The 24,448-nt window shown below is 43.0% G+C and carries 25 protein-coding genes; 20 read left to right on the top strand and 5 right to left on the bottom strand.

Going from position 1 to position 24,448, the window contains the following annotated elements; translation table 11 throughout:
- Positions 1 to 19 precede the first annotated feature (19 nt).
- Together gldN and R8G66_28325 are read left to right on the top strand one after the other, a co-directional pair.
- Positions 20 to 877, top strand: a complete 858-nt coding sequence (gldN, locus tag R8G66_28330; GenBank protein MDW3196314.1) for a gliding motility protein GldN — start codon at positions 20 to 22, stop codon at positions 875 to 877.
- A 35-nt stretch (positions 878 to 912) separates the two neighbouring features.
- Positions 913 to 1,488, top strand: coding sequence for an FISUMP domain-containing protein (locus tag R8G66_28325; protein MDW3196313.1), 576 nt, complete (start codon positions 913 to 915; stop codon positions 1,486 to 1,488).
- Positions 1,489 to 1,495: 7 nt separating this feature from the next.
- On the opposite strand, the gene uvrC is transcribed toward R8G66_28325, so the two are convergent.
- The 3 genes from uvrC to R8G66_28310 are packed head-to-tail and all read right to left on the bottom strand — an operon-like array spanning position 1,496 to position 8,116.
- The gene (uvrC, locus tag R8G66_28320; GenBank protein ID MDW3196312.1) at positions 1,496 to 3,280 is read right to left on the bottom strand and encodes an excinuclease ABC subunit UvrC; all 1,785 of its coding nucleotides are present in this window, start codon (positions 3,278 to 3,280) and stop codon (positions 1,496 to 1,498) included.
- Positions 3,281 to 3,287: 7 nt separating this feature from the next.
- Positions 3,288 to 5,561, bottom strand: a complete 2,274-nt coding sequence (locus R8G66_28315) for a transglycosylase domain-containing protein (protein MDW3196311.1) — start codon at positions 5,559 to 5,561, stop codon at positions 3,288 to 3,290.
- Positions 5,561 to 8,116 carry a hypothetical protein gene (locus tag R8G66_28310; GenBank protein MDW3196310.1) on the bottom strand — a complete coding sequence of 852 codons (2,556 nt, stop codon included), beginning with the start codon at positions 8,114 to 8,116 and terminating at the stop codon, positions 5,561 to 5,563. The genes R8G66_28315 and R8G66_28310 overlap by 1 nt, the downstream gene beginning before the upstream one ends.
- 275 nt (positions 8,117 to 8,391) lie before the next feature.
- Between R8G66_28310 and R8G66_28305 the strand changes: the two genes are divergently transcribed.
- The 13 genes from R8G66_28305 to R8G66_28245 all read left to right on the top strand — a co-directional run bounded on the left by R8G66_28305 (position 8,392) and on the right by R8G66_28245 (position 17,598).
- Entirely contained in the window at positions 8,392 to 9,258 is an 867-nt protein-coding gene (locus R8G66_28305) for a M23 family metallopeptidase (GenBank protein ID MDW3196309.1), read from the top strand.
- Positions 9,259 to 9,282: 24 nt separating this feature from the next.
- Complete coding sequence (locus tag R8G66_28300; protein MDW3196308.1) at positions 9,283 to 9,699, top strand: polymer-forming cytoskeletal protein; 417 nt, start codon at positions 9,283 to 9,285, stop codon at positions 9,697 to 9,699.
- Positions 9,656 to 9,889 carry an AtpZ/AtpI family protein gene (locus tag R8G66_28295; protein MDW3196307.1) on the top strand — a complete coding sequence of 78 codons (234 nt, stop codon included), beginning with the start codon at positions 9,656 to 9,658 and terminating at the stop codon, positions 9,887 to 9,889. The genes R8G66_28300 and R8G66_28295 overlap by 44 nt, the downstream gene beginning before the upstream one ends.
- A complete protein-coding gene (locus tag R8G66_28290) occupies positions 9,886 to 10,269 on the top strand; it encodes a hypothetical protein (protein MDW3196306.1) in 384 nt (127 codons plus the stop codon). The genes R8G66_28295 and R8G66_28290 overlap by 4 nt, the downstream gene beginning before the upstream one ends.
- Positions 10,266 to 11,285 (top strand): F0F1 ATP synthase subunit A, encoded by a 1,020-nt coding sequence (gene atpB / locus R8G66_28285; GenBank protein ID MDW3196305.1) that lies wholly within the window; start codon positions 10,266 to 10,268, stop codon positions 11,283 to 11,285. Before R8G66_28290 ends, atpB begins: the two co-directional genes overlap by 4 nt.
- Positions 11,286 to 11,319: 34 nt before the next feature.
- Entirely contained in the window at positions 11,320 to 11,571 is a 252-nt protein-coding gene (atpE, locus tag R8G66_28280; protein ID MDW3196304.1) for an ATP synthase F0 subunit C, read from the top strand.
- Positions 11,572 to 11,643: 72 nt separating this feature from the next.
- A complete protein-coding gene (gene atpF / locus R8G66_28275; protein MDW3196303.1) occupies positions 11,644 to 12,138 on the top strand; it encodes a F0F1 ATP synthase subunit B in 495 nt (164 codons plus the stop codon).
- Between the two features lie 6 nt (positions 12,139 to 12,144).
- Complete coding sequence (gene atpH, locus R8G66_28270) at positions 12,145 to 12,690, top strand: ATP synthase F1 subunit delta (protein ID MDW3196302.1); 546 nt, start codon at positions 12,145 to 12,147, stop codon at positions 12,688 to 12,690.
- 28 nt (positions 12,691 to 12,718) lie between these two features.
- Complete coding sequence (atpA, locus tag R8G66_28265; protein MDW3196301.1) at positions 12,719 to 14,296, top strand: F0F1 ATP synthase subunit alpha; 1,578 nt, start codon at positions 12,719 to 12,721, stop codon at positions 14,294 to 14,296.
- A 15-nt stretch (positions 14,297 to 14,311) separates the two neighbouring features.
- Positions 14,312 to 15,244 (top strand): ATP synthase F1 subunit gamma, encoded by a 933-nt coding sequence (gene atpG, locus R8G66_28260; GenBank protein ID MDW3196300.1) that lies wholly within the window; start codon positions 14,312 to 14,314, stop codon positions 15,242 to 15,244.
- A gap of 18 nt (positions 15,245 to 15,262) precedes the next feature.
- The gene (locus R8G66_28255; GenBank protein ID MDW3196299.1) at positions 15,263 to 16,069 is read left to right on the top strand and encodes a hypothetical protein; all 807 of its coding nucleotides are present in this window, start codon (positions 15,263 to 15,265) and stop codon (positions 16,067 to 16,069) included.
- Positions 16,070 to 16,155: 86 nt separating this feature from the next.
- Positions 16,156 to 16,665, top strand: a complete 510-nt coding sequence (locus R8G66_28250) for a class I SAM-dependent methyltransferase (GenBank protein ID MDW3196298.1) — start codon at positions 16,156 to 16,158, stop codon at positions 16,663 to 16,665.
- An 87-nt stretch (positions 16,666 to 16,752) separates the two neighbouring features.
- The gene (locus tag R8G66_28245; protein MDW3196297.1) at positions 16,753 to 17,598 is read left to right on the top strand and encodes a hypothetical protein; all 846 of its coding nucleotides are present in this window, start codon (positions 16,753 to 16,755) and stop codon (positions 17,596 to 17,598) included.
- A 55-nt stretch (positions 17,599 to 17,653) separates the two neighbouring features.
- Here the strand turns inward: R8G66_28245 and R8G66_28240 are convergent, their stop codons facing one another.
- Positions 17,654 to 18,592: a hypothetical protein gene (locus R8G66_28240; GenBank protein ID MDW3196296.1), complete on the bottom strand. Its 939-nt coding sequence runs from the start codon at positions 18,590 to 18,592 to the stop codon at positions 17,654 to 17,656.
- 166 nt (positions 18,593 to 18,758) lie between these two features.
- Here R8G66_28240 and R8G66_28235 point away from each other — a divergent pair, with 166 nt between their 5' ends.
- From R8G66_28235 to R8G66_28225, 3 genes are all read left to right on the top strand, one after another.
- Positions 18,759 to 20,162, top strand: coding sequence for an NCS2 family permease (locus R8G66_28235; GenBank protein ID MDW3196295.1), 1,404 nt, complete (start codon positions 18,759 to 18,761; stop codon positions 20,160 to 20,162).
- Between the two features lie 9 nt (positions 20,163 to 20,171).
- Positions 20,172 to 21,686 carry a hypothetical protein gene (locus R8G66_28230; GenBank protein MDW3196294.1) on the top strand — a complete coding sequence of 505 codons (1,515 nt, stop codon included), beginning with the start codon at positions 20,172 to 20,174 and terminating at the stop codon, positions 21,684 to 21,686.
- A 103-nt stretch (positions 21,687 to 21,789) separates the two neighbouring features.
- The gene (locus R8G66_28225; protein MDW3196293.1) at positions 21,790 to 22,845 is read left to right on the top strand and encodes a purine nucleoside permease; all 1,056 of its coding nucleotides are present in this window, start codon (positions 21,790 to 21,792) and stop codon (positions 22,843 to 22,845) included.
- Between the two features lie 140 nt (positions 22,846 to 22,985).
- Here R8G66_28225 and R8G66_28220 read toward each other — a convergent pair whose 3' ends face one another.
- Positions 22,986 to 23,375, bottom strand: coding sequence for a nuclear transport factor 2 family protein (locus tag R8G66_28220; GenBank protein MDW3196292.1), 390 nt, complete (start codon positions 23,373 to 23,375; stop codon positions 22,986 to 22,988).
- A 212-nt stretch (positions 23,376 to 23,587) separates the two neighbouring features.
- On the opposite strand from R8G66_28220, the gene R8G66_28215 reads away from it, so the two are divergent.
- A complete protein-coding gene (locus R8G66_28215; GenBank protein ID MDW3196291.1) occupies positions 23,588 to 23,830 on the top strand; it encodes a hypothetical protein in 243 nt (80 codons plus the stop codon).
- Between the two features lie 51 nt (positions 23,831 to 23,881).
- Complete coding sequence (locus tag R8G66_28210) at positions 23,882 to 24,421, top strand: hypothetical protein (protein MDW3196290.1); 540 nt, start codon at positions 23,882 to 23,884, stop codon at positions 24,419 to 24,421.
- The last annotated feature ends 27 nt before the right edge of the window (positions 24,422 to 24,448 follow it).

Genomic DNA, 24,448 nt, shown 5'->3' with positions numbered 1-24,448 from the left:
TTGGTGTAATAGGATAGGTATGAAAAAATTTGTTAGTGTTATTTTAATGTGCTTGATCGTGGCTCCCGTGTTAGTAGTCGCGCAAGAGGCGCCCCAAAGTGTGCCTTTAATCAAGCCGGATGTTCCTCAGAGTTACAGTCTTTTTAAGAAGACGGTATGGAGAAGAATGAACCTGCAGGAAAAGCAGAATAAGCCATTCAACTCTAAAAATGGTGAGATTTCGAGACTGTTGATTCAGGCTGTAGATGAAGGATTGCTAAGACCATACGGATCAGACTCTTGCATCAATTTTATGCCTGACATCCAGTTTACTTCGAACATTTCTGTTGAAAGAGACGAGAATCCATTCATCAGTGGTGGTGATGGTTTCAGCACTTTCGACGATTCGTCTGCTGAGGAAACTGAAACTGTAGATGATGGCCCTAAAAGAGATGATATTCCACCGGAATTCTTTTCTATACTTTATTTAAAGGAAGAAGTAGTGTTCGACAGGAATCGCTCTCGAATGTATAATTATATCCAAACTGTGAGTTTATATCTACCTGCAAGTGCTGGTACTGACTGGAACCCAGGCGGATTCGAAAAGCTAGCAGGACACTTTAGATATGAAGATATTGTAGAGCTTTTCAAAACGCACTACGCTGATAAAGCCATTTGGTACAATGTACAGAATCAGGCTAGTCATTTGAATTTTGCGGACGCTTTCGAATTAAGGCTGTTTTCAGCACCGATTACGAAAATTTCCAACGCTGAAGACATTGACATTCGTCAGCAATATGGCGACCTGATACAGCAAGATCCAATGAATGCGATGATTATCCAACAGCAATATGAATACGAGCTGATGGAGTATGAGTCGGAACTTTGGGAGTACTAATTTTTAAACTCCTTTTTGAAATCAACTGATTTGCCGTGAAATCAATATTTGCTTTACTTTTTGTCTTGTGTTCCTTCTGCGTATTGGCTCAGGAGGAATCTACCCTTACTGACAGCAGAGACGGGAAAACTTACAAAATCGTCACCTATGATATCCCACTTGTTGGTGGAGTATCTGTAAAACGTACGTGGATGATTGAGAATTTGAATTATGAAACGGAATCTTCCTTTTGCTATTCGAATGAGCCTGCGTATTGTGAAGTTTATGGCCGTCTCTATACGTTTGATGCTGCTTTGGAAGCTTGCCCTGAAGGGTGGAGATTACCTACTATCAAGGACTGGTCCTTTTTAGCATCAAAGTTTGGTGGTATGGATAACGCTTCTCCGGCATTAAGAGAAGGAGGGGAAAGTGGAATGAATCTGAAGTTAGGTGGATTTGGAGACCCGGGAGAAGTCTACAATAACGTAGGACGAAGTGGTAACTATTGGGATTCGGAAAACCGATCTTCCAATACTGCTGGTTTGATTACTATCGAAGATACTCCTGACGTGTTTCACGGGACCATTGGAAACTATCACCGAAATAGTGTTCGGTGCATAAAAGAATACTAAGAAGTTTTTACTTCTTAAAAGCGGATTTCAAGAGTTGTGCTTTGCTGGGACCTACGGCAGCGCTCAATTGCTCGAAATCCGCTTTTTTCATTTTCTCCACACTGCCAAATTCCCTAAATAACAATTCACGGGTGTTTTGGCCTATACCTTTGATTTCATCTAATTCCGACTTTAAGCTTGTCTTAGAACGTTTCTGGCGGTGGAAGGTAATCGCAAATCGGTGCGCCTCGTCTCTGGCATGTTGCAATAACTTTAATGCTTCGGATTTCTTACTAATGTGTAAAGGAATGGGATCGTTGGGTACATAGATTTCTTCCAGCCTTTTCGCAATACCACAAATAGGGATTTCTCCATAAACACCCAGGTCTTTCAAGGCCTTTACAGCAGCACCCAATTGACCTTTTCCACCGTCAATCACCACCAGTTTTGGGAAAGGTAGTCCTTCATTTAGAAGTTTAGAATATCGACGCGTGACGATCTCATACATCGATGAAAAATCGTCCGGTCCTACAACCGTTTTAATGTTGAATTTTCGATAATCTTTTTTAGAAGGCTTGCCATTTTTGAAGCAGACCATGGAAGCTACGGGATGTGTTCCCTGAATGTTTGAGTTATCAAAACATTCGATGTGGTAGGGCATCTCCGTAAGCTGCAATTCTTTCTTGAGCTCAATCAACGCATGATTAGGCTTGTTTTTGATGTTTTCTGCTTGTGCCTGCTTTTCCCGTTTGGACATAAAAGCATTCTTCAGAGAAAGATCAATCAGCTTTTTCTTGTCACCAATTTTTGGAACGATCATACTGACTTCCGGCCAGTCTTCTAATTCTATATTGGTAAGCACTTCTTTATTCGAGCTTTGATATTTGTCACGAAGTGCCAGCATAGAATACTGTAAAATGTCTTCAGGTGAGTTATTAAGATTGTTTTTGACTTCTACTGTCTCAGAGATTTTGATAGTACCCTCTTCGATCATCATGTAATTGATGTAAGATTTGGGTTCATCATGGAGGATGGTGAAGACATCCAGATTAGTAAATTTCTGTTGGACAATGAGCGATTTGACCTGGAACTTCTCTAAATATTCCAACTTGACCTTAAAGGATTGAGCCAATTCAAAATTGAGTTCAGTAGCAGCTTCCTGCATCTGGCCAAGAAACGATTTCCGGATAGGGCTGATGTTGCCTTTCAGAATTTCTTTAGCCTGAGCAATCTCAACCATGTATTCGTGTTCTTGCTGTAGGCCTTCGCATGGCCCCAAACAATTACCAATATGGTACTCCAGACAAACTTTGAATTTCCCTTTAGCAATATTGGTTTCGGACAGATTGAAATTGCAAGTACGAATCTTATATAGCTTGCGGATCAGGTCCAAAACATTGTTCATGGCCTTCACACTGGTATAAGGACCAAAATACTGGCCTTTGCTGCGATCTATTCGACGGGTAGAATAGATCCTGGGAAATCGTTCGTTAGTTATGCAAATGCTAGGAAAGCTTTTGTCATCCTTAAGCAGGATATTGTATTTCGGCTGATTTTCTTTAATCAGACTATTCTCCAGGAGTAAGGCGTCAAACTCAGAGTTAACTACTGTTACCTGGATATAATGGATTTCCTGAACTAAGCGATAGGTCTTACGATTGTGATCGTTTTTTGTAAAATAGCTGGATACGCGCTTCTTGAGATTCTTGGCTTTGCCAACGTAAATAATTCCTTCTTCATCGAAGAATCGGTAGACGCCAGGATCGTCAGGAAGTAGGTTATATTGCGTCCTTTCTAGTTTCTGAGTGTTCATTTACTCACTAAAATTCATCCGCATTCACAGCAGGTAGAGCAAGTGAATCTGATGCTGCATCGTTTTCATACAGGCTGCAATCCAATTCAACAGAAAGAGGTTGCAGTGGTTTTTCAAATACTCCTTTTTCGTAAGGCAGTGATTTGTCCTCATATACCTGCAACATGAATTTTTCATAAATAGGTCGGGCTGTTCTCGCTCCCTGACCCTGAGCCCAGTGTTTAAAGTGAATACTGCGGTTATCTCCACCGACCCAGGCACCAGCTACCAGGTCATGTGTCACGCCAATGAACCAGCCATCAGAGGCATTTTGTGTGGTTCCGGTTTTGGCGCCAAAGTCATTTTCGTAGGTTATTCGCCAATCCAATGCACGAGCACTGCCCCCTTCTTCTTCTACAGCTCCCTTGAGCATGTGTAGCATCAGATAAGCTGTTTCCTCGTTAAGGGCTTCCTTGGGCTCTGGTACGAATTGCTGTAGCACATTGCCATTCTGGTCTTCAATCCTTGAAATGTAAAATGGCTTCGTGTAATTCCCTTTGTTTGCGAATGTGCTATAAGCGCCAAGCATTTCATATAATGAGACTTCACCTGCAGCACCTAGACACAATACCGGAACCGGAGCCAATGGACTTTCAATACCTAAGTACCTTGCGTATCGCACAACCGTTTCCGGGCCTATGTTTTTCATGATAAAGGCGGTGGCACTATTCACGGAGGCGGCCATGGCGCGCCGAACGGTCATTTTTTCACCGGTGAAAATGTTATTGGCATTGTCTGGTGTCCAGGTTGGTGGATCCTGACCGGGCAATGAGAAGGTTACGGCAGCATCTACTACAGGATAACATGGAGAGTAGCCATTGTCAATGGCAGCAGTGTAGACGATGGGTTTGAAGGTGGATCCCGGTTGTCTTTTCCCACGCTGTACATGGTCGTATTTGAAGAATTTATGATTGATGCCACCTACCCACGCTTTGATATGTCCGGTTTTGGGTTCCATGGCCATGAATCCAGCCTGAAGGAAGTGCTTGTAATAGTACATGGAATCATACGTACTGAACAGAGTGTCTATTTCACCGTCCCAGCTGAAGACCCGCATTTTCCGCTTCTCATGGATGTAGAAATCAATGGAATCCTGTTGATCACCGTATTTTTTGGCCAGGCGTTTATAATGCGGGGAGTATCGTTCCAATTGACCCTGGATAAAGTCTTCTATCACTTCACCATCCTGATCTATCCAGGGCATGTCTCCTTCCAGGTGTTCGATGAAATAGGCTTGTAAAGTATCCATGGATTGTTCCATGGCTGCTTCCGCATAGGCCTGCAAACGACTATCTAGGGTTGTGTAGATCTTGAGTCCGTCATCATAAAGGTCATAACCATTTTCTTTGGTCCATGATAAAAGGAAATTCCTGATGACGGACCGGAAATAGGTAGCTAATCCCTCATTTTGGTTATCCACCTTATAACTCAATCCAAATGGTTCAGCATCTAAACTATCAAAGGTGTTTCGGTCAATAATGTTGTATCGATAAAGATTGTAAAGTACCTCTGTACGTTTGGCCTTGGCATTGTCCGGATTGTAAACAGGATTGTAACGCGTAGGTGCATTGATGGAACCGACCAATACCGCAGCTTCCTTGTAAGAGAGTTGTGATGGCAACTTATTGAAGAATGTCTTTGCTGCTACTTTGATGCCGAAGGAGTTGGAGCCAAACGGTACCGTATTAAGGTACATCGCCAGAATTTCTTCCTTCGTGTACGCCTGTTCCAGTTTTACAGCGATGATGTATTCTTTCAATTTCGTAACAACAGATCCTGCTACTCGAATACTGTAAAGAGACCCTCTGTTGGCAGTAGAGGTTTTGTAAAGGTTTTCTGCCAACTGCATGGTCAAAGTACTTCCACCACCTTTAAATTGGCCTGTTAATACCCCGGAAGCGGCACGCAACAAGGAGATTAGATCAATACCCGAATGTTCTTTGAAGCGAACATCTTCCGTTACCATCAACGTGTTGATGAGCTCTGAGGAAAGCTCGTCATAGGTGACAGGAGTACGGTTGGTTCGAAAATATTTACCTAAAGAAACGCCATCTGCACTAAATAATTCAGAAGAGAGGTCAGGATCTGGCTTCTCCAGCGCTTCCAAACTAGGCAGGCCGCCAAATAAACCAAAGGCATCGTTTTGAACCATCAGGAATGTCGTTGCTATTCCTCCAAAGAACAGGATAAACAAAGCCCAAATGACAAAAATGGTTCTCTTAGTACGTTTCGTTAGTGCCATTATTGATAGTTTTTATCAAAGAAATTCAGGTAAGACTTCAAGTCTTTGGACTCGTAAAGAATATTGAAATTGTCTTTGGTGATGACCAATTCATAGAAGATCTCGTCCTTATATTTTTCCCTCAAGTTAGATTTCTCACTGAATATCTTAAGGAAGGCCTTGCCAGAGGATTTCCCAGGAAGCTCATTAACCAAAACCATCGAATATTTTTCATCGAGAACCAGATTTGCGCTGGTCAGTTTCATGTTCTGATCCGTTATAATTTGCTGAATTTCATCCGGTAAAGTCTCGGATAACTCGGGGTTTGAGTAAACAAAGATGAAGTAGTGACTCTGGTCAAAGCTTTTGATATACTTACCTTTCGAACTACTGAATAGATTGATTTGATGATCTTCCGCCGCTTTTGCCAATTCCTGGGCATAGTCGCCAATGTCACTGTCCGGATGGTCTACGATGAATTTGTTGAGTTCGAACTGATATTGATAGATGTTTTCAGTTCGACCAATATTCAGAATTTTGAGTAGAATCAAATTGTCGTGGTAGTCACTTTCTTCATAGGCCTGAAGGGTGCTATCAATAATTGAAATGGAAGTCTTGTGATCACCTTCGTAGAACAGATCATAGGCAGATGCATAAGCCCTTTGCACCGCCTGATTCTTGGCCAGGTTCTCTTCTCTGTATCTTGGGTTGAAGATCAATTTTGCATAGATTGATTCCGGAAACTCTCTAAGCAGTTGGTTGGCGCGATCTGATGATTTGGTAGAATCCAGAGGTTTATAGAGTAAGTACAATTGGTAAAGTACCTCTGGTTTGTATGTAGTCGTATCAAAACGCGTGATCAGCTTTTCAAACGTTTCAACAGCGTTTTCTTTTTCTACCAGCTGAAAGTTATATATGTTCCCTGCCTGGTAATATGCCTCTTCGATCTCTCCGAGCAATTTGACTTTTTCTTCTGGTTTAAAAGGAATTCCTGACATGAACTTTTCTTTCATGGCTTCAGGATCAATTTCTGCTACTTCTTTCTCTTTACTATCCTCGCTCTCTCCGGTTTCAATGGCCTGTTCTGCAGAGGCTATTTCATTCTCTGCAGGGATTTTGTTGCGCCTTCTCCAGTTGTCTTCTAATGTGCGTTGACCCCATTTGCGGATAAATTCCGAGCGACCCCTGCTAACCGATGTATTATTGTAGAAATACCAAACCCCTTCAGTTTTCGTGCTGATGGTCCCGGCTTCCGACGGGTCATTGAAATTATTGGTTCGAGTTTGTTGTCTTCGTTCTTCTTTTTTACGTCGTTTCTTCTCCTCACTCTGTCGGTCAATCTCCTTGGCAATGATCTCATCCAGCATCAGGTCTAATTCGTCGCTGTTCATTTCAGAAAGCGTTAACAAGCTATCATTGACTCGGATGGTGCTGATGTGTTTGACGAACTCTTCCAGGATTTTTTGCCGTTCGGCGATGGATGCATAGGCCTCTTCGTCTTGAGGCATTGTAGCGACGGTGGAGTCGTAATAGAGTTTTGCCTGCTCATAGTTGGCCAGACTGTCATAGTAGATCTTGCTCAACTGCCAGTAAGAATAGGATTTCTGACGATTGTTGTTGATGCTACTTGCCACCGAAGATTTGTAGTTTTTGATGGCCTCGTTGAGGTTCCCCTGCTTCAACTCGAAAGCCCCCATTTCGTAGTAGATCTTGTCCTTGTATTCCAGGTTTTTAGGATCTCTCAACAGCTTCTTGAAATACTTTTCAACCTTTCTGCGCTCACTGTTCCGGTTGAGCTCAGTCACCTGGGCCATATTCAGCTTGGTGTAAAAGGCCAATTCGTACTCTGGCCCTGATTTGAGTGTGTTTTTGTAGTACCGATACGCTTCAGCATCAAATCCAAGCTCCTGATAGATTTGACCTATGATGAAATTGATCCGACCTCTTTCCTTTCCATTTGGCATCAAGGCTTCTGCCAGAACCAGATTGGCGACGGTTTTATCATTGTCTTTTCTTTTCTGATAGAGATAAGCCCGGTTCAAATAAAGCTTTCTTAAGTTCTCGCCATTGAGTTTCTCCTTGTTCAAAAAGTCAGAAACACCTTCAGCGTTGTAAAACTCCTGTGCTTCAACGAATGTCCTAAGCAATTCGACCAGGGCAGCATGTCTTTCGTTCTTGTTATCGCTTTTGACGTTGACGTATTTAAATACCCTTACCGCCTCGGCAAATTCAGATCCATAGAGCCGGGCTTTCCCCACCAGATTATAAGAATCAAATTCCCAACGGGATTCTGGATGCCGCTGAATGCTGATGGAAGCTTTTTTGATACAATCCTCTAGGGCAGTTTCCTGTGATTGGGAAAATATAGTGTCGTATTGCGGGTAAATCGGTAACGTCCGGTTGTAGTTCCATTGATAGTTTTCGGCAAGTGCCGTCTCTACTTCCAAAATACGCTGTTTCGCATAGAAATAGGCATTATAGCGAGCTGTTACGTTATTATAGGTCGCGCGGATGGGACCCTGGGCATAGGCTGGAACGAGCACCGCCAACAACAATAGAGTTAGGTAGCTTTTCACGAGAAATTGGTCTGTGTGCCTATACAACGAAATTTCGGACATGATAATATGTCGTAAAAATAAACAGTGTGGAATCAACCCAGATTATTCCATACGATAATTACTTTGGCCCGGTCAAAATAATTGACTTTCAGAGATGAAATAAGCGTAATTCAGGTGATTTAGGTCGCATCGCTTACCGCTAATAAGGGGAGTAGTTTACTTGCAGTCTGTGAAATTATAAGGATCGCAAATTTGGGTTGGATATATTTGCAAGCTCAAAAAATAATTTAGGATTGGGGACTAAGCGCACATTGTCAGGTTGGCTGACCAACAGGTACTTGTTGATCATCCGGGATGAGGAAAACTTCCAGGAAAAGCGAACGATCAGTTTCAACTATGCCCGTGTGATCCTTTTGATCGCGAGCTTATTTTTGATTTCCCTGTTGCTATCCATTTATCTGGTTTCGCAGGTGCTGGAAGCCTGGTTGGACCCTCGACATGCACAAATGATTGCCAACCGGCAGTTGATGGAACTGACCTTAAGGTTGGATTCTTTGCAACATGAGACAGAGGCTAAGGGCAGGTATATCGAAAATTTGAGATTGATCTTTGAGGGACAAGACAGCATCTATGCTGCATTATCGGACCGAAGTGCATCAGTCAATGCTGACCCGCAATTATTGATCGAGCCCGCATTGCAAGAGGTTGATTCACAATTCAGAGCAGAATATGGCGAGACAGACCTGGACATATTGCAGTTCACCTCTTACGAAAGCAATGAACTTTCTGATGTCTATCTCTTCTCACCCATTGAAGGGATCAAGGTGGACGGCTTTCGTCCGAAAGATGGGCATTATGGGATAGATATCGCGGCCATGGAGAATGAAGTCGTGAAAAGTGTGGCTGAAGGGATTGTCATTTTTTCTACCTGGACGCTAGATAACGGATACGTAATGGGCATACAACACAACCGAGGTAACCTCATTTCAGTGTACAAACACAATTCGGAATTATTGAAAAACGTTGGTAGCTTTGTCGCTGGAGGCGAGATTATTGCAATTGTTGGCAACACCGGGGAGCTGACTACAGGTCCTCATTTACATTTTGAGCTTTGGCACAGGGGCAATGCACTCGATCCTGAAAACTACTTCTCCTTTTAAGTTAGACAGCAAACTCATTAATTCATGTTCAATAAGCAGGAACAGAAGGACACACAAGAGCTAAGTAAGTCCACCAATATGATTGGGAAGGGCACCGTCATTCAAGGGAACATCGAAACCTTTGGAGACTTAAGAATTGATGGAAAATTAGTCGGTGATCTGAAGACCAAATCCAAGGCCGTCTTTGGCCAGTCTTCCGTTGTTGAAGGCAATGTAGTGGCGCAGAATGCTGAAGTGGAAGGCCACGTAACCGGTACCGTCGAAGTGACGGATGTATTGATCCTGAAAGCTACAGCCGTGATAGATGGTGACATTGTTACCGATAAATTGATCGTGGAGTCAGGTGCACTGTTCAACGGAGGTTGTAAGATGGGTGTGAAGTCCAGAGAGATCAAAATTGGAAAAAAAGAACAAGCCACCCTCCTCCAGGCCCAAAGCTGATCCTGATTTCGATCCACGAAGGCTTTCTTCAGTGGCATTCGAGGTGGTCATATTCAATGTAGTGGTCATTTGGGGCGGCTACAAGCTCGATCAATATTTAGCGAATAAAATCCCATGGGTCATCATTGTGGCAGTTTTATTCAGTGTTGCTGGAACGATCTACTATCTCTTTAAAAAATTGAACCCGTGAAGAAGTACCTTTTCACCTCTCTTGGAATCTCATTGGTTTTGGTAGCAGTCTATTTCTGGAATGGATTTGGACTGATCGAATTGCACAGCCATTTTCCTTACATGGTGCTCTTCTTTTTTTTACAGTCCTTACTGATCTCATGGCTGCTTTCTTTAGCTGAAAAGGATCGTCCCAGACTGCCACTTTATGCCATCGGGGCAGTGTCTTTGAGGTTTCTTACGGCCATTTTCTATCTATTGATCTTGATTCTGCTCAAGGTTGAAGATTTACGGCCGTTGATCATCCAATTCATGGTGGTCTATTTGTTATACATGGTATTTGAATTGAGTATTGTATTGGCTAACTTGCGGCCGAATTCCCAGGGGAACAAAGAGAAATGAAAAAAATCCTATTAAAAGATTCTTTTAAGCTGTTGAAAACCAACCTTTTAGTGCTTGTTCTCCTTTTTGCCGTTTCTGGCAATACCTGGGCAGCAAGCGGTGATTCAGAAGAAGGCTTCAATCCCGGTGAAATGATTGATCACCATATTAAGGATTCCCATGTTTGGGAAATCGCACATGGTATCGAAGTTCACCTTCCCGTGATCCTGTATAACCATGGAAGCCTGGACGTTTTCTCTTCTTCTAATTTCTTCGATGATCATCACAATCCTGTGCCTTATAATGGCTATGTGATGGATCACGGCCACATTACTGCCCAAGACGGTTCACACCCAATCGATTTTTCGATCACCAAGAATGTATTGTTCATATTCATTGATGCAGCCATCATGTTATTGCTCTTTTTTGCAGTAGCAAGAGGGTATAAAAAGAATGAAGGCAAAGCTCCAAAAGGCATTCAGTCGTTTTTTGAGCCGATCATCATTTTCGTAAGAGATGAGATTGTAAAGCCAAACATTGGTGAGAAAAAGTACGAACGATACCTACCGTATATGTTGACCCTGTTTTTCTTCATCTGGTTTGGTAACCTGTTGGGGCTTTTACCAGGCGCAGCAAATATGACCGGAAACATTGCGGTAACCATGGTTCTGGCAGTAGGAACATTCTTGCTGACTAACCTAAGTGGGAACAAGCATTACTGGGGACACATCTTCAATACGCCGGGTGTACCGATGGCATTGAAGCCGATCATTGTTCCTGTTGAGATCATCGGTATGTTCACCAAGCCGATCTCCCTGATGGTGCGACTTTTTGTGGCGATCACAGCGGGACACATCGTGATCCTGAGTTTAATGAGTTTGACATTTATCTTCCACTCTTACGCAGTAGGGATTGGAAGTACACTAGTGGTGACGATCATCACTTTTATAGAAATATTGGTTGCTACCATCCAGGCCTATGTATTCACGATGTTCTCATCGATGTACATTGGAATGGCAGTAGATGACCATCATTAATTAAGAATTGTTCAATTATTCAATTTTATAGATCATGTTGATTTCTTTAATTATGAGTGCTGGACTTGCCGTGATGGGTGCAGGTATCGGTGCAGGTTTGGTAGCAATAGGCGCTGGACTAGGTATCGGTAAAATCGGTGGTTCTGCCATGGAAGCAATGGCTCGTCAGCCAGAAGCTGCAGGTAGAGTACAGACTGCTATGCTTATCATCGCTGCACTTATCGAGGTAATTGCGCTGTTTGGTGTGGTTGTGTGTTTCTTGATCTCACTGAATCCAGTAGCTTAAATGAAAAAAGGAGGATTGTAGACATTAGGTCTCAACCTCCTTTAATCTTGTCAACGATCTGAAAAAAAACTTATGGATCTTTTAACCCCCGACATTGGACTTTTATTCTGGCAAATAGTTGTATTTACACTTGTCTTCATCATTCTGGCGGCTTTCGTTTGGAAACCAGTTGCCGGAGCGCTGAAAGCCAGAGAGCTTACCATTTCAGATGCTTTGGAAGCGGCTGAGAAGGCAAAGAATGAAATGGCTCAAATCAAAGCAGACAATGAGTACTTGCTCAAAGAAGCTAGAATTGAGCGAGATGAGATCTTGAAAAAGGCGAATGAAGTAGCCAACCAGATCAAAGAAGATGCGAAGAACGAAACAGCTGCGATCGCTGAAAAGATGATCACAGATGCCAAAGCAAGCATCGACTCTGAAAAGAAAAATGCACTAGCTGAGGTGAAGAGCCTTGTATCTACACTTTCACTTGAAATTGCTGAAAAAGTCCTCAGAGAGAACCTTTCTGACGACAAATCACAACAAGCGTTGGTGACAAAATTCTTGTCTGAAGTAAAAACGAACTGATAGCTAATGTCATCCAAAAGAATAGCGGTCAGGTATGCCACTCCTTTATTGGAACTTGCTGAGGAGCAGTCCATTCTAGATAAGGTGAGTGCAGACATCAAAGGATTTTTGGCCCTGTATGAAGGAAGCCGGGATTTCCAGTTGATGCTAGCCAGCCCAATCATACCTCATCTGAAGAAAGCCAGCATCCTGGCAAATTTGTTCAAAGGAAAGATTGAGCCTTTGACCGATCGCTTTTTCCAGACCGTCGCAAAGAAGAACAGAGAAAATCTTCTCGGTGAAATTGCAGAGGAATTCATAAGACTCTATAATGAGCATAAAGGAATCCAGGAAGCAGTAGTTACAACTCCTTTTGCATTGGATGCTTCTTTGAGAAAGTCTTTCGAGAAAATGGTGAAAGACATCTCCGGCAAGGAGCCTTTATTGAAAGAAAAAGTAGATCCTTCACTGATTGGTGGCTATACCATTCAGATGGGCGACCGAAAACTGGACGATAGCGTGAGTGGACAACTCAGATCCTTGAAATTGAAATTTAGCAACGAAAAAAATTAAAAGCCCCCGGCGATAAATACACAGAATTATGGCAGAAGTTAGACCTGACGAAGTATCAGCAATATTGAGGGAGCAACTCTCAGGCCACAAAACAGAAGCAGAACTCGAAGAAGTAGGAACAGTGCTGCAAGTAGGTGATGGTGTTGCTCGTATTTACGGACTTTCAAAAGCACAAGCTGGAGAACTTCTTGAGTTCGAAAACGGATTGAATGCATTGGTACTGAACCTCGAAGAGGACAATGTAGGAGCTGTACTACTGGGTGATTCCAGCGATGTAAAAGAGGGGGACAGTGTGAAAAGAACTGGCCGAATTGGTTCGGTGAAAGTAGGTGATGGCATGTGCGGCCGTGTGGTTGATACCCTGGCTAACCCTATCGATGGTAAAGGTGATTTCGAAGGCGAACTTTATGAAATGCCTATCGAAAGAAAAGCCCCGGGCGTAATCTACCGGGAGCCAGTATCTGAGCCGTTGCAAACAGGTATCAAAGCGATTGACTCCATGATCCCTGTAGGAAGAGGTCAAAGAGAGCTGATCATTGGTGACCGTCAGACAGGTAAAACTGCCGTGGCGATTGATACCATCATCAACCAAAAAGAATTTTACGACAGAGGCGAGCCTGTATACTGTATCTACGTTGCTGTAGGACAGAAGGCAAGTACGGTTGCGGGTATTGTTTCTACGCTTGAGAAAGCCGGAGCTCTTCCTTACACGGTAATTGTTGCCGCTTCCGCTTCAGATCCTGCTCCAATGCAATTCTTTGCTCCATTTACCGGAGCTGCTATCGGAGAGTACTTCCGAGATACAGGACGTCCTGCTTTGGTAGTATATGATGACTTGTCTAAGCAGGCGGTTTCTTACCGTGAGGTATCTCTTCTGCTAAGAAGACCTCCGGGACGTGAGGCTTACCCTGGTGACGTATTCTACTTGCACTCGCGTTTGTTGGAGCGTGCTGCGAAAGTGATCAACAATGATGAGATCGCTGCACAGATGAATGACCTTCCTGAAAGCCTGAAAGACAAAGTGAAAGGTGGAGGATCATTGACAGCCCTTCCGATCATTGAAACACAAGCGGGTGACGTATCTGCTTATATTCCTACAAACGTGATCTCCATTACGGATGGTCAGATCTTCCTGGAAACGAACTTGTTTAACTCAGGTATCCGACCAGCGATCAACGTAGGTATCTCTGTATCACGTGTAGGAGGTAGCGCGCAGATCAAATCCATGAAGAAAGTAGCTGGTACTTTGAAACTGGATCAGGCACAATTCCGCGAATTGGAAGCTTTTGCCAAGTTCGGTTCTGACCTGGATGCAGCGACGCAGCGTACCATCGATAGGGGTAGAAGAAACCAGGAAATCCTGAAGCAGCCTCAATACTCTCCATCTCCAGTAGAGCAACAAGTAGCAATCATCTACGTGTCTACAAAAGGATTCCTGGATAAAGTACCTGAGAACAAAGTGAAAGAATTCGAAAATGAATTTATCTCTACTTTGACTACTCAGCATCCTGAGACTTTGGAAATGTTGAAAGACAAAAAGAAGTTCGGAGATGCATACGGAAAATTAGAAGAGATCGCCAAAGACTTGGCTTCTCGATATAACTGATAAGGCTTACGCGGAATGGCGAATCTTAAGGAAGTAAAAGGAAGAATTCAATCTGTAACCTCGACACAGCAGATCACCAAAGCCATGAAAATGGTAGCGGCTGCAAAATTGAGGAGAGCACAGGATCGTATCCTACAGATGCGACCTTACTCTCAGCGATTGTCGACGATCATTCAAAATGTTTCTAAGGCTTCCGAAAACGACGATATTCCTAATCCATATGGAGAGGAAAGATCAGTCAACAATGTATTGTTCGTAGTAGTGACTTCTGATCGGGGACTATGCGGCGCGTTCAACAGTAATGTGTTCAAGTACACTCGTTCAATCATTAGCGAGAAATACAGCTACTTGGAGCGTTCAGGGAACATTCACGTAATGCCTATTGGAAAGCGATCTCACGATTACTTTACCAAACGCAAGTTCAAGGTAGTTGGAGATTACCACGGCCTTTTTGGAGACCTGTCTTTCGAGAATGCTCGTGAGGCGGCACAGCATGCCATGGATGGCTTTTTGGGTGAAAAGTATGATCGTGTCATCCTTATCTTCAATGAGTTCAAAAACGTGGCAACTCAGATTCTGAGAAGTGAGCAATTGCTGCCGATTTTGCCTCCTGAACCGGAAGTAGAAAAGGTAGAAGCGAAACCTGCGAAAGAAGGAGAGAAAAAGAAACTGAAGCCAGTGGTGGATTATCTTTTTGAGCCTTCAAAAGAAGTGATCTTCGAAGAGATCATTCCGAATTCTTTAAAAGTGCAGTTCTATAAGGCCGTGTTGGAGTCCAATGCTTCTGAGCATGGTGCACGAATGACGGCCATGGATCAGGCAACGGATAACGCAGGTGAGCTTTTGAAAGAATTGAAGCTGACTTACAACCGAACACGACAAGCAGCGATTACCAAGGAGATCCTGGAAATTGTTGGTGGTGCAGAGGCACTAAGTCAAGGAAGCTAACATTACCTGGGCAGCCAGGTGATCAAGTTCATACAATATATCAGATGGCTCTCGTTGGGAATACCGACGGGAGCCATTTGTGTTTTAGGTCTGGTGGCCAGTGAGCTGAAAGTTGTCATTCCGAGCCCAGTCTACCCTGCACTTTTTGCGGCCGTTTGGTTCATCTACCTTTTCGATCATTGGTGGGACATCAGAAGAAAAAAGCCCATTACTGAAAGGAGAAAATTCCATCATCAGTACAATTTGCTATTGATCCTATTGATGGTCCTATGTGTCATCATCGGTGTTTATGCGTTGACCGAGCTTTACCCCCCAGGTTTAAGAATTATAATCATCACAAGGGGCTTGACGCTCTCAATTGCATGTGGCATTTATTTAATCGCTTCACAATGGTTAGGTAAGCAATGGCTGAAAGAAGTTTGTGTGGCAGTGAATTATGCCCTAGGTATCATGTTGGTGCCGTTGACCCTAGCCGGAGATCAGACACTCTGGATCATAACCCTGCAAATTTTCTTGCTTGCGCTGGTAAACCTGTTGACTTTTTCTGTTTTTGAAATAGAGGAAGACAATGCCGAGGGTTTCCATTCGATCGCTACTCAGCTGGGAACAAGAACTTGTGCAATGATTACCAGTTTGGTTTTATTGGTTCTTTGGACTTCATTGCTTTTGGTAAAGTTGCCGATCGCCATCGAAGTATTCATGGCGATAGGAGGATTGACGTATGCCGTCATGTATGCTTTCCCTCATTTCTTTGCTAATAGAGAGCGTTTCCGCATTTTTGGTGATGCTATCTTTCTGATGGCAGCTCTTTTTCTACTGCTTTGAATAATTTCAATTTCCTTGCCCCTGTATATGATCAACTGGCACAATTGGTTTTTGGGCAAACGTTACATAAGGCAAGCATTCAATTTTTGGATGATATTCCTTCCAATTCGAAAGTCTTGATATTAGGTGGGGGAACTGGTAAGATATTACCACACCTAAAAGAGTGCCGTGTCGTGTATGTAGAAAAGTCAGGTAAGATGCTTGACCGTGCTTCGAAAAAGTCTGCTATGGACAGTGTAGAATTCGTTAACGTCGATTTCTTAGATTGGAAAATCAACCAGCAGTTTGACTTGGTAATTTGCCCGTTTTTTCTGGATGTATTTACATCAAAGAACCTCAGTCTGGTGGTTGAAAAAATTGCTGCTTTGACTGCTGAAGGAGGTACATTGATCATCACAGACTTTCAGGATACCGGCAGACCTTATCATCAAATGATGCTTCTGGTGATGCATGTATTTTTCCGCATCTTTTCCAACTTGGAAAGTAGAAAACTAGGTGATATTGAAAACGCGGTGCTTCGTAGCGGCTATGAAATGATTTCAAGGAGAACCTTTCACAAGGAATTGGTATTTTCCGCAGTTTATCAGCGTCAATAGTCATTGTAGGAGTTAGCTACTGTTTATGGAAATTTGACTGGTCTTGCGTTATTATTTTTCATACTTTAGTGAAAACGGTATATCGCTATGGCAAAGAAATTAGGGATACTTATGATCCGAGGATCAGGTTCTCCGGGTTTTGATGATCAGGAAATGTTCATCGAGCGCCTTTTCAAGCAACTTCGTAAAGAAGGAAAAGCTCCTGAAAATGAAATCGCCTGGAGATTTATCAATTGGTACGAACCCCTGGAAACGGAACAACAAACGCTGATCAGCAGATTGGAAGGCAGTAGTTTGAAAGTCAGGAGCATGTTTTTACGAAAATTTCTATTGAGTAATACCAGTGATTTGATCAACTACGGTGGTCGACCTAATGAGTCAAGTACAGCTTATGAGGAAATACACCAAATAGTTACCAGCGATATACGGCTTCTGCAAAACGAGTTAGTTCCTGACGCGCCCTTGATCATTCTGGCTTCTTCATTTGGCACGAAAGTGATCAATGATCACATCTGGGACAGGCAACAATTTTCGATCAAAAACCCGGGAGTCCCTGACCCATTAGGTCAGACCGCTTTTGAAAGAATGGAAACTGTGGTCGGTCTCTTCACATTCGGAAGCAACCTGGCGATTTTCGGAGCGTCAGTGCCCATCGATGACCTCCGGCCTATCCAGTTTCCGGATGCTAATTTGCCGATCGCCTGGAAGCCATTGAGTAAATGGATCAATATTTATGATAAAAATGATCCGCTCGGTTATCCAGTTACTTTCATCAATCAACATTATGCTGATGGCAGAGTAACAGATGTACAGTGCAACGTTGGTAATATTTTTACCTTCTGGAACATTGCCTCACATTTTTATTTCTGGAAATCAAAGAAGGTGGGTCGCCGAGTCTGCAAGTTCACTTCCAAGGTTTTGGATGCGATTTAATTAGTCCACCTTTTCAAAGGAGGTGCCTGAAAGGTGGGGGATTTCAAACGAAATTCTACGCAGCCTCTTTCACCTGATCCGCAGCCACAACTACTGCAAGACAGTTCAATTGATGGTATTGCTCGCTCAGTATTTCTGAGTATTTACGTGAGAAATAAGGGCCATTCACATAAGCCAGGCCACCAGCTACCTTTTTTCTTTCTGTATCGCTGATTAACGCTTTGATAGCAGTTTCCTGTTCGGTATCCTGTGGGACGATCGCAATGTAGAAACGGTTGTCTTCTTCGTGCTTATCCAGGTAGCCGTTGATCAAGCCCAATAATTCTTCAACAATCAGTTCTTCTTCCTTAGAAACGTCGCCATCGATTTTGATCAGAGATTGCATGATATCAGCAAGCTGAGAAACCTGCTGGTCAGGAGGAGACAAGGTCAAATACTCTTCTACATCTTTTCGTAATCGATCAAAGGATGAAAATTGATCAGACTCTTCCAAATGACTTATTTTATTGGGATCAAAGTTTACTTTCCAGTCGTCCGCAAAAGATTGCAGGATCTCTTTCTCTTTTTGATCCAGCTGATTATCAACCAGGGCAAGCCTTCCTAGGATGGTCAGGACATTATCGGCATTGGAAGGTCGAAATAATGATTTGGCCAGATCTCCCGCTTCTTCACTCTCCAGTTTCAAAGCCTCTTTGATGCGTTGCCAGAAAGACTTCTTTTGTTCTCCGGCTACCCAAAGGCCAGAACCAATTAGTACAAGAATGATTTCTACAATTAACCAGATGCCAAAGTTGATGGCAATAAAAATAGTTGAGAAGGATTGGATCATGAATGTCAGATTAGTCACAATACTAATCGCTCTTGCCACCAGGGAAATACTCTGGGCGACCGGTTTTTCATGTTTTCGTTTCCAAACTTTGTTGGTTCCCAGATAGGCGATCACTAAAGTCGCAATCAAGGGTATATAGGGGAGTATCTTCGATAGAAATTCCATGATGAATAAGAATGCTAGTGTGTATTTAAAGCTGTGGAGACAAACATAGGGTAAATCAGTGATTTATGATAGCATGTAAAATTTTCCTTCGTTTGTTATCATATTTTCAACAAGAATTAATTGAAGTTGTGGAATTCGAAAAGTTCTGGCTAGTTTTAGCATCTCTATGCTTAACCGACTCTTCCACCTAACCGCTAATCAAACAACACTCAGGCAGGAAACCATTGCAGGGCTGACGACATTTTCAACATTGGCATACATCATTTTCGTCAATCCGGCAGTACTGTCCAAGACTGGAATGGACTTTGAAAGCGCGTTGATCGCCACCTGTCTGGCCGGAGCTATTGGTTCGCTGCTCTCAGGGCTGCTGTCCAATTATCCGTTTGCACAAGCCCCAGGTATGGGTTTGAATGCTTTTTTCGTTTATACAGTGGTATTTCAAGCCGGATATACCTGGCAGGGAGGTTTAGCCATTGTATTCATATCGGGTGTCATTTTCATCCTTTTGACATTAACTGGTATTCGGTCAGGCATTCTCAATAGTTTTCCAAAATGTGTATTGCAGGCCATTCCAGTGGGTATTGGCTTATTCATTACTTTGATTGGCTTAAATAATGCTGGCATCATTACCTTCAATCAGGGGCCGATCATCGATATCATCCTGTCCACAGATGTATTTGATCCACAGGCGATGATCAATAGTGTCAACAATGCACCTCCTCAGATCATTCAGTTGGGGGATGTGAGTTCACCCGAGGTGTTGTTGTCAATTGTTGGACTGGTGCTGATGTCCGTTTTGGTATCCCGAAATATGAACGGAGCCATTTTAATTAGCATAATCGTCATAACAGTTCTAAGCTTAATATTTGGGATCACACAATTACCGGAGAAACTAGCTGCCACAGATCTTTCTTTGAAACCAACTTTTTTTCAGCTGGATTTTGGAGCAGCACTTAAGACTGGGGGTGGAGCTTCCACCTTTTCAATCATCCTGGAATTTGTCACGATTCTGTTGGCCTTTACCATGGTTGATTTTTTTGATACCCTGGGAACACTTTACGGTACCGCAGAGAAAGGAGGGTTTTTGAACAAAGAAGGGAAATTGCCACGCATGAAACAGGCACTATTAGCGGATGCCATTGCCACTACTTCAGGAGCCTTATTGGGAACAGCGACTACCACTACGTACATTGAAAGTGGTTCCGGGATAGCTGCAGGAGGTAAAACCGGGCTTACTGCGGTAATTGTAGCGCTCTTGTTTTTGAGTTGCATCTTTCTGGCACCTCTCGCAGGCGTCATTCCTACCAGTGCGACGGCACCTGCCCTGATCATGGTAGGCGTGTTTATGATGGGCTCTATCAAGAAGATCAATCTGGAGGACATGAAAGAAGCGATCCCAGCCTTCCTGACCATTGTCTTGATCCCGCTGACCTATAGCATTGCCAGCGGCATAGGAGCTGGTCTTATATTCTACACAATCATTTGTCTTTTTACAGGCAAGGCGCGGGAATTGAATCCGATTTTGATCATCATTGCGCTCCTTTTCATTATCAAGTTCGCCGTGGTTTAGGTCCAACCCATGAAAAATAGTTGTTTCATATTGCTGCTCACCGTTTGGGTGTGCGCTTGTTCGAAAAAGACGGAAGAAAAGCCAAATTACTTGCATCAAAGGTCGGAGCTAATCAAAGAGAATGAATCGCTTCGCTTCGACGCAGATATCGTCTTGAATGCACAAGAGAAAGCACTTGATGAAAAGCTGGTTACCCTTCGGAAGGAGATGACGGCTGATTATTTAAAAACTTCATTTTTTCCACCGTCAGAACCCTTTTTCAAGTCAAAAGAACACATTGAAGAAACGACCCTTTTTCAACTCTTTCGAAAGATGCCGAAAGGAGGTATCCAGCACTTACATAGTTCAGCTGGAATTGATTTTCGGTGGTTGATCAATCGTGCACAACAAGAACCAGATTGCTACATTTATTGGGGCCCGAAACATCCAAATCACATCAAAGGTCAACTGCATTTTTATAAAGAGACTGCTGTTAAGGAAGGGTTTTTACCAGCAAGTGAGGTGTTGGCTAAGGCGTCCAACAGACAAGAATTGTTGGAATTGTTGATTCTGGATCAGGAGACTGTGAGTGACTCAACCGATATCTGGGCTGAGTTTGAAAATGTATTTAACAGAATCAATGGCTTCTTTCATTATCAGCCACTATTCAAAGATTACCTACGGTCTGCGGTAGATACGCTATTGGCGGATGGTGTACAACATACGGAAATTCGGATGATCTTTTTTGGAGGACTTTATGACCTGGAGCATAGTAAGGGATCAGGTTTTTATGATGCCGATGCGATGGCATCTCTGCTTCAGGAGTTGATCGATGAAGTGAAGGCCGTTCACCCTGAGTTCTCCATGAAATTCATTTATACACATTTACGGTTCATGAAGAAAGAGGATGTTTTCAAGGAGCTGGTGAATGCGTACGAGCTTCGAAAGAAATACCCAGACCTCATTCGGGGCTTTGACCTGGTGGCCAATGAAGATGATGGCAATTCGACGCTCCACTTTCTGGAGAACTGGGAGAAGATGGATTCGTTGGAGCAAGTTTATGGAGTGGACATGCCTTTGTACTTGCACGATGGGGAGAGTGACTGGGCAAGTGTGCAAAACCTCTATGATGCTTATCTGCTGAGAAGTAAGAGAATTGGACATGGGTTCAATCTTATGCATTTCCCAGCATTGATCAATGACATCAAGTCAGCGGATATTTGTATTGAAGTAAGTCCATTGAGCAATCAGATCCTGGGTTACATCGATGATTTAAGATTGCATCCAGCTAGCTACATGCTGAAAAATGGCGTTCAGATTTCTATCAACTCGGATGATCCTGGCATATTTAATTACAATGGACTGAGCTATGATTACTGGACCATTTTCCTGGCCTGGGAAATGGACCTAAAAGCCCTTAAGAAATTATCCATGAATGCATTAACCTACAGTGCCTTGTCTGAAGAAGAAAAGAAAGTAGCCTTCACTCATTGGCAAAAGCAGTGGGATACATTTATCGAAGAAGGAAATAGAATATTAGATTAATTCCACTTGAGTGGGTCAGTTTAATCGATGGTAGAAGCATTAAAATATTAAGCCTTATACTCCCCTCTTGAGAGGGGCAGGGAGGTGTGTTAACACCAAAATCATGAAGAAAATACTAACCTTTTTTATTCCTATTATCCTCATTACTGCCTGTTCACAGCCTAAGGGAGCGCCGGCTCCTATCAAAATCAAGGTAGTAGTCGTGACTATGTTCGAACAAGGAGAAGATGAAGGGGATAATCCTGGCGAATTTCAGTTCTGGGTAGAGCGATTTCCACTCGCAGAAACACTACCCTTTCCATCGGGATATCGAAACCTGAGATACAATGCTAAAAAAGGAGTATTAGGAATGGTTACAGGAATCGGAACGGCAAAAAGTGCCGCATCCATCATGGCTTTAGGAAGTGATTCAAGATTTGATTTGACGGAAGCCTATTGGCTGGTCGCGGGCATTTCAGGGGTCGACCCGAATGATGCTTCGGTTGGTTCTGCGGCCTGGGCTGAATGGTTGATTGATGGAGATCTTTCTCATGAAATTGACGCTAGAGAAGTGCCGGAAGATTGGCCGACAGGCTACATACCTTTGCGATTAGCTGAACCCTATGAACAACCTGTACCTGCGAATAATGAAGGAGCGATCTATCACCTCAACCCAGAATTGACCGATTGGGCTTATGAGTTGACCAGGGGTCTGGACCTGGGAGATAATGAAGTCATTCAAAACTTTAGGGCGCTGTATAAAGGCTATCCTAATGCGCAAAAACCTCCGTTCGTGATGAAAGGAGCTCAACTCGCGGCAATGACTTACTGGCATGGCGAAAAGTTGACGCAATGGGCAAATGATTGGGTGAATTACTGGAGTGAAGGCCAGGCCAATTTTGTGACTTCCGCCATGGAAGATACAGGCACTTTACAATCTTTAACCTTCCTGTCAAATGCAGGAAAGGTAAACCTGGATCGCGTGATGGTCTTACGAACTGCCAGCAATTACACCATGCAATATCCCAGTATCACAGCTGCTGAAAGCCTCAGTGGCGAAAAACTCAGCAATCAAGGTTACACCGCCTATATCCCATCTCTCAATTCTGCCTATCTGGTAGGCAGCACAGTCGTCAATGAGATTGTGGAGAATTGGGAGGAGTTTCAAAATAAGTATTAGCAATAAATCCCACTTTAGTCAAAGGGGGTGCCTGAAAGCCCGCCTGCCGGACGAGGCCGGGGGATTTAAGAAACCAGGCGCTTGGCTCCAGCCAAGCGCCCGATATTATTTCCGCTCCTGCCGAATCATGGCCTTTTCAATCAAAAAGGCGTATAAAAGAACTGCTCTAGTACAACCTTGCCATTTTTCACTTCATAAACCGCTACCTCATCCATAGCAACCGCTTCAGGCGCTCCTTTAAATCGGACTTTGGTCTTCCAGGTACAGCTAAAGTGATTGCCAGCAACAATAGGATCGGAGATTTCTCCACCGATCATTTCTTCCACCATACCATGCCACTGTTCGGCTTTCTTTTTCAGTCCGTCAAATCCTTTTTCAACTTCCCAGCCACCTTCTTTGGTGGGCTCTACGCTGATAATCTCAGGCGAAAAAAGTTCCTGATGAATTTGCTCAAATTTTCCTTCTCTTGACAGGCTAACGAGCTTTTCTGCGATTTCTTCAGTAGTCATGGTCATTACTTGTGTTTCCATCTTTTATTGAATTTTCAACAAAGAAATCAGCAGTAGTGACAGCCCTATGTCACTGAGAAATGGATGCTCCTAAATTTTTACTTTTCAGTTAAGGAAATGTGATGCTTCCTTAGGAATTGCCTGAAAACATGAAATTACTGAAGGAATTCCATATTGTTTCAGACGATCCTACGTTGATTCTCGTACGATAGATTTTCCACTTAAACCAAGCTATGAGAAAGAACCTCAAAAATTACTTTTTATTCATACCTATCATCTTCGCTCAGATTCTTTCGGCGCAGGATCGAGACGCATTTCAACCAGACAGTATTTACAAAGCAAATAAGGTGAAACATTGCCAGGTACTAGGGTCTAATGGCTATCATTATTCTAATACCTATTTTGATACAGAGGGCAGGATCGTTCGACTGGTGAAGTCTGACAATCAGGACCTCAATCAATTTGATAAATATTAGACCGAAATAAATACGTATTTTCTCTTTTCTGCAGAGGGGAAGCTGATCAATATGATTGATAGTGTGAAGACGCGAATGCCCACGAAAGAAGAAAGCGAATCCATGATGAAAACGGGCCCAATTGCTACGAGATTTCTCGATAAACTAAGACAATTCCCTCCATTGGAGATAAACACGTATGAATTGATCTATGAAAGTGATGAATTGGTCCTATTCAAAAAATTTGGTCCCAAAGAAGTGCTGCTATTTGTAGATAGCATTTCTGAAAGCGGGAACCTACACAAGAAGTATCCGTACATAGATCAAATTTTAAATCGGTTCGAATTCACAAGTTACAGCCTTGCAGGCTACCCTCGTACTCCTTTGATACAGGAGACAGATGGAGCCTATTGGTATGAAAGTCAGTATGAATTCACCTATGAATATGAGGAAAACGCATTGAGGCTAGTAACTGGAAAACGACACGATGGCGAGACTGCTGAAACCAAGTACTTCTACGATGAGAATGGTCTGGTGACCGGACGGCAGACTGGACTTTACGGTACTGACCAGTTTTTTGAAGAGTTCTATACTTATGAATATTATGATTGAAAAATAAAAACCCAGGCTTTCCAACCT

The organism is Cytophagales bacterium, from assembly GCA_033344775.1.
Taxonomy (GTDB): domain Bacteria; phylum Bacteroidota; class Bacteroidia; order Cytophagales; family Cyclobacteriaceae; genus JAWPMT01.
The sequence above is the reverse complement of the archived record's forward strand: the minus strand, read 5'-3'. Positions and strand labels throughout refer to the sequence as shown.

What these genes read in the sequence shown, in the direction of transcription:
- uvrC (MDW3196312.1), bottom strand. Translation starts at nt 3,280, where the DNA reads ATGAACACTCAGAAACTAGAAAGGACGCAATATAACCTACTTCCTGAC.
- atpE (MDW3196304.1), top strand. Translation starts at nt 11,320, where the DNA reads ATGTTGATTTCTTTAATTATGAGTGCTGGACTTGCCGTGATGGGTGCA.
- R8G66_28245 (MDW3196297.1), top strand. Translation starts at nt 16,753, where the DNA reads ATGGCAAAGAAATTAGGGATACTTATGATCCGAGGATCAGGTTCTCCG.
- R8G66_28230 (MDW3196294.1), top strand. Translation starts at nt 20,172, where the DNA reads ATGAAAAATAGTTGTTTCATATTGCTGCTCACCGTTTGGGTGTGCGCT.
- R8G66_28240 (MDW3196296.1), bottom strand. Translation starts at nt 18,592, where the DNA reads ATGGAATTTCTATCGAAGATACTCCCCTATATACCCTTGATTGCGACT.
- R8G66_28315 (MDW3196311.1), bottom strand. Translation starts at nt 5,561, where the DNA reads ATGGCACTAACGAAACGTACTAAGAGAACCATTTTTGTCATTTGGGCT.
- R8G66_28220 (MDW3196292.1), bottom strand. Translation starts at nt 23,375, where the DNA reads ATGGAAACACAAGTAATGACCATGACTACTGAAGAAATCGCAGAAAAG.
- R8G66_28210 (MDW3196290.1), top strand. Translation starts at nt 23,882, where the DNA reads ATGATTGATAGTGTGAAGACGCGAATGCCCACGAAAGAAGAAAGCGAA.
- atpF (MDW3196303.1), top strand. Translation starts at nt 11,644, where the DNA reads ATGGATCTTTTAACCCCCGACATTGGACTTTTATTCTGGCAAATAGTT.
- R8G66_28300 (MDW3196308.1), top strand. Translation starts at nt 9,283, where the DNA reads ATGTTCAATAAGCAGGAACAGAAGGACACACAAGAGCTAAGTAAGTCC.
- R8G66_28215 (MDW3196291.1), top strand. Translation starts at nt 23,588, where the DNA reads ATGAGAAAGAACCTCAAAAATTACTTTTTATTCATACCTATCATCTTC.
- R8G66_28235 (MDW3196295.1), top strand. Translation starts at nt 18,759, where the DNA reads ATGCTTAACCGACTCTTCCACCTAACCGCTAATCAAACAACACTCAGG.
- atpB (MDW3196305.1), top strand. Translation starts at nt 10,266, where the DNA reads ATGAAAAAAATCCTATTAAAAGATTCTTTTAAGCTGTTGAAAACCAAC.
- atpA (MDW3196301.1), top strand. Translation starts at nt 12,719, where the DNA reads ATGGCAGAAGTTAGACCTGACGAAGTATCAGCAATATTGAGGGAGCAA.
- atpH (MDW3196302.1), top strand. Translation starts at nt 12,145, where the DNA reads ATGTCATCCAAAAGAATAGCGGTCAGGTATGCCACTCCTTTATTGGAA.
- gldN (MDW3196314.1), top strand. Translation starts at nt 20, where the DNA reads ATGAAAAAATTTGTTAGTGTTATTTTAATGTGCTTGATCGTGGCTCCC.
- atpG (MDW3196300.1), top strand. Translation starts at nt 14,312, where the DNA reads ATGGCGAATCTTAAGGAAGTAAAAGGAAGAATTCAATCTGTAACCTCG.
- R8G66_28225 (MDW3196293.1), top strand. Translation starts at nt 21,790, where the DNA reads ATGAAGAAAATACTAACCTTTTTTATTCCTATTATCCTCATTACTGCC.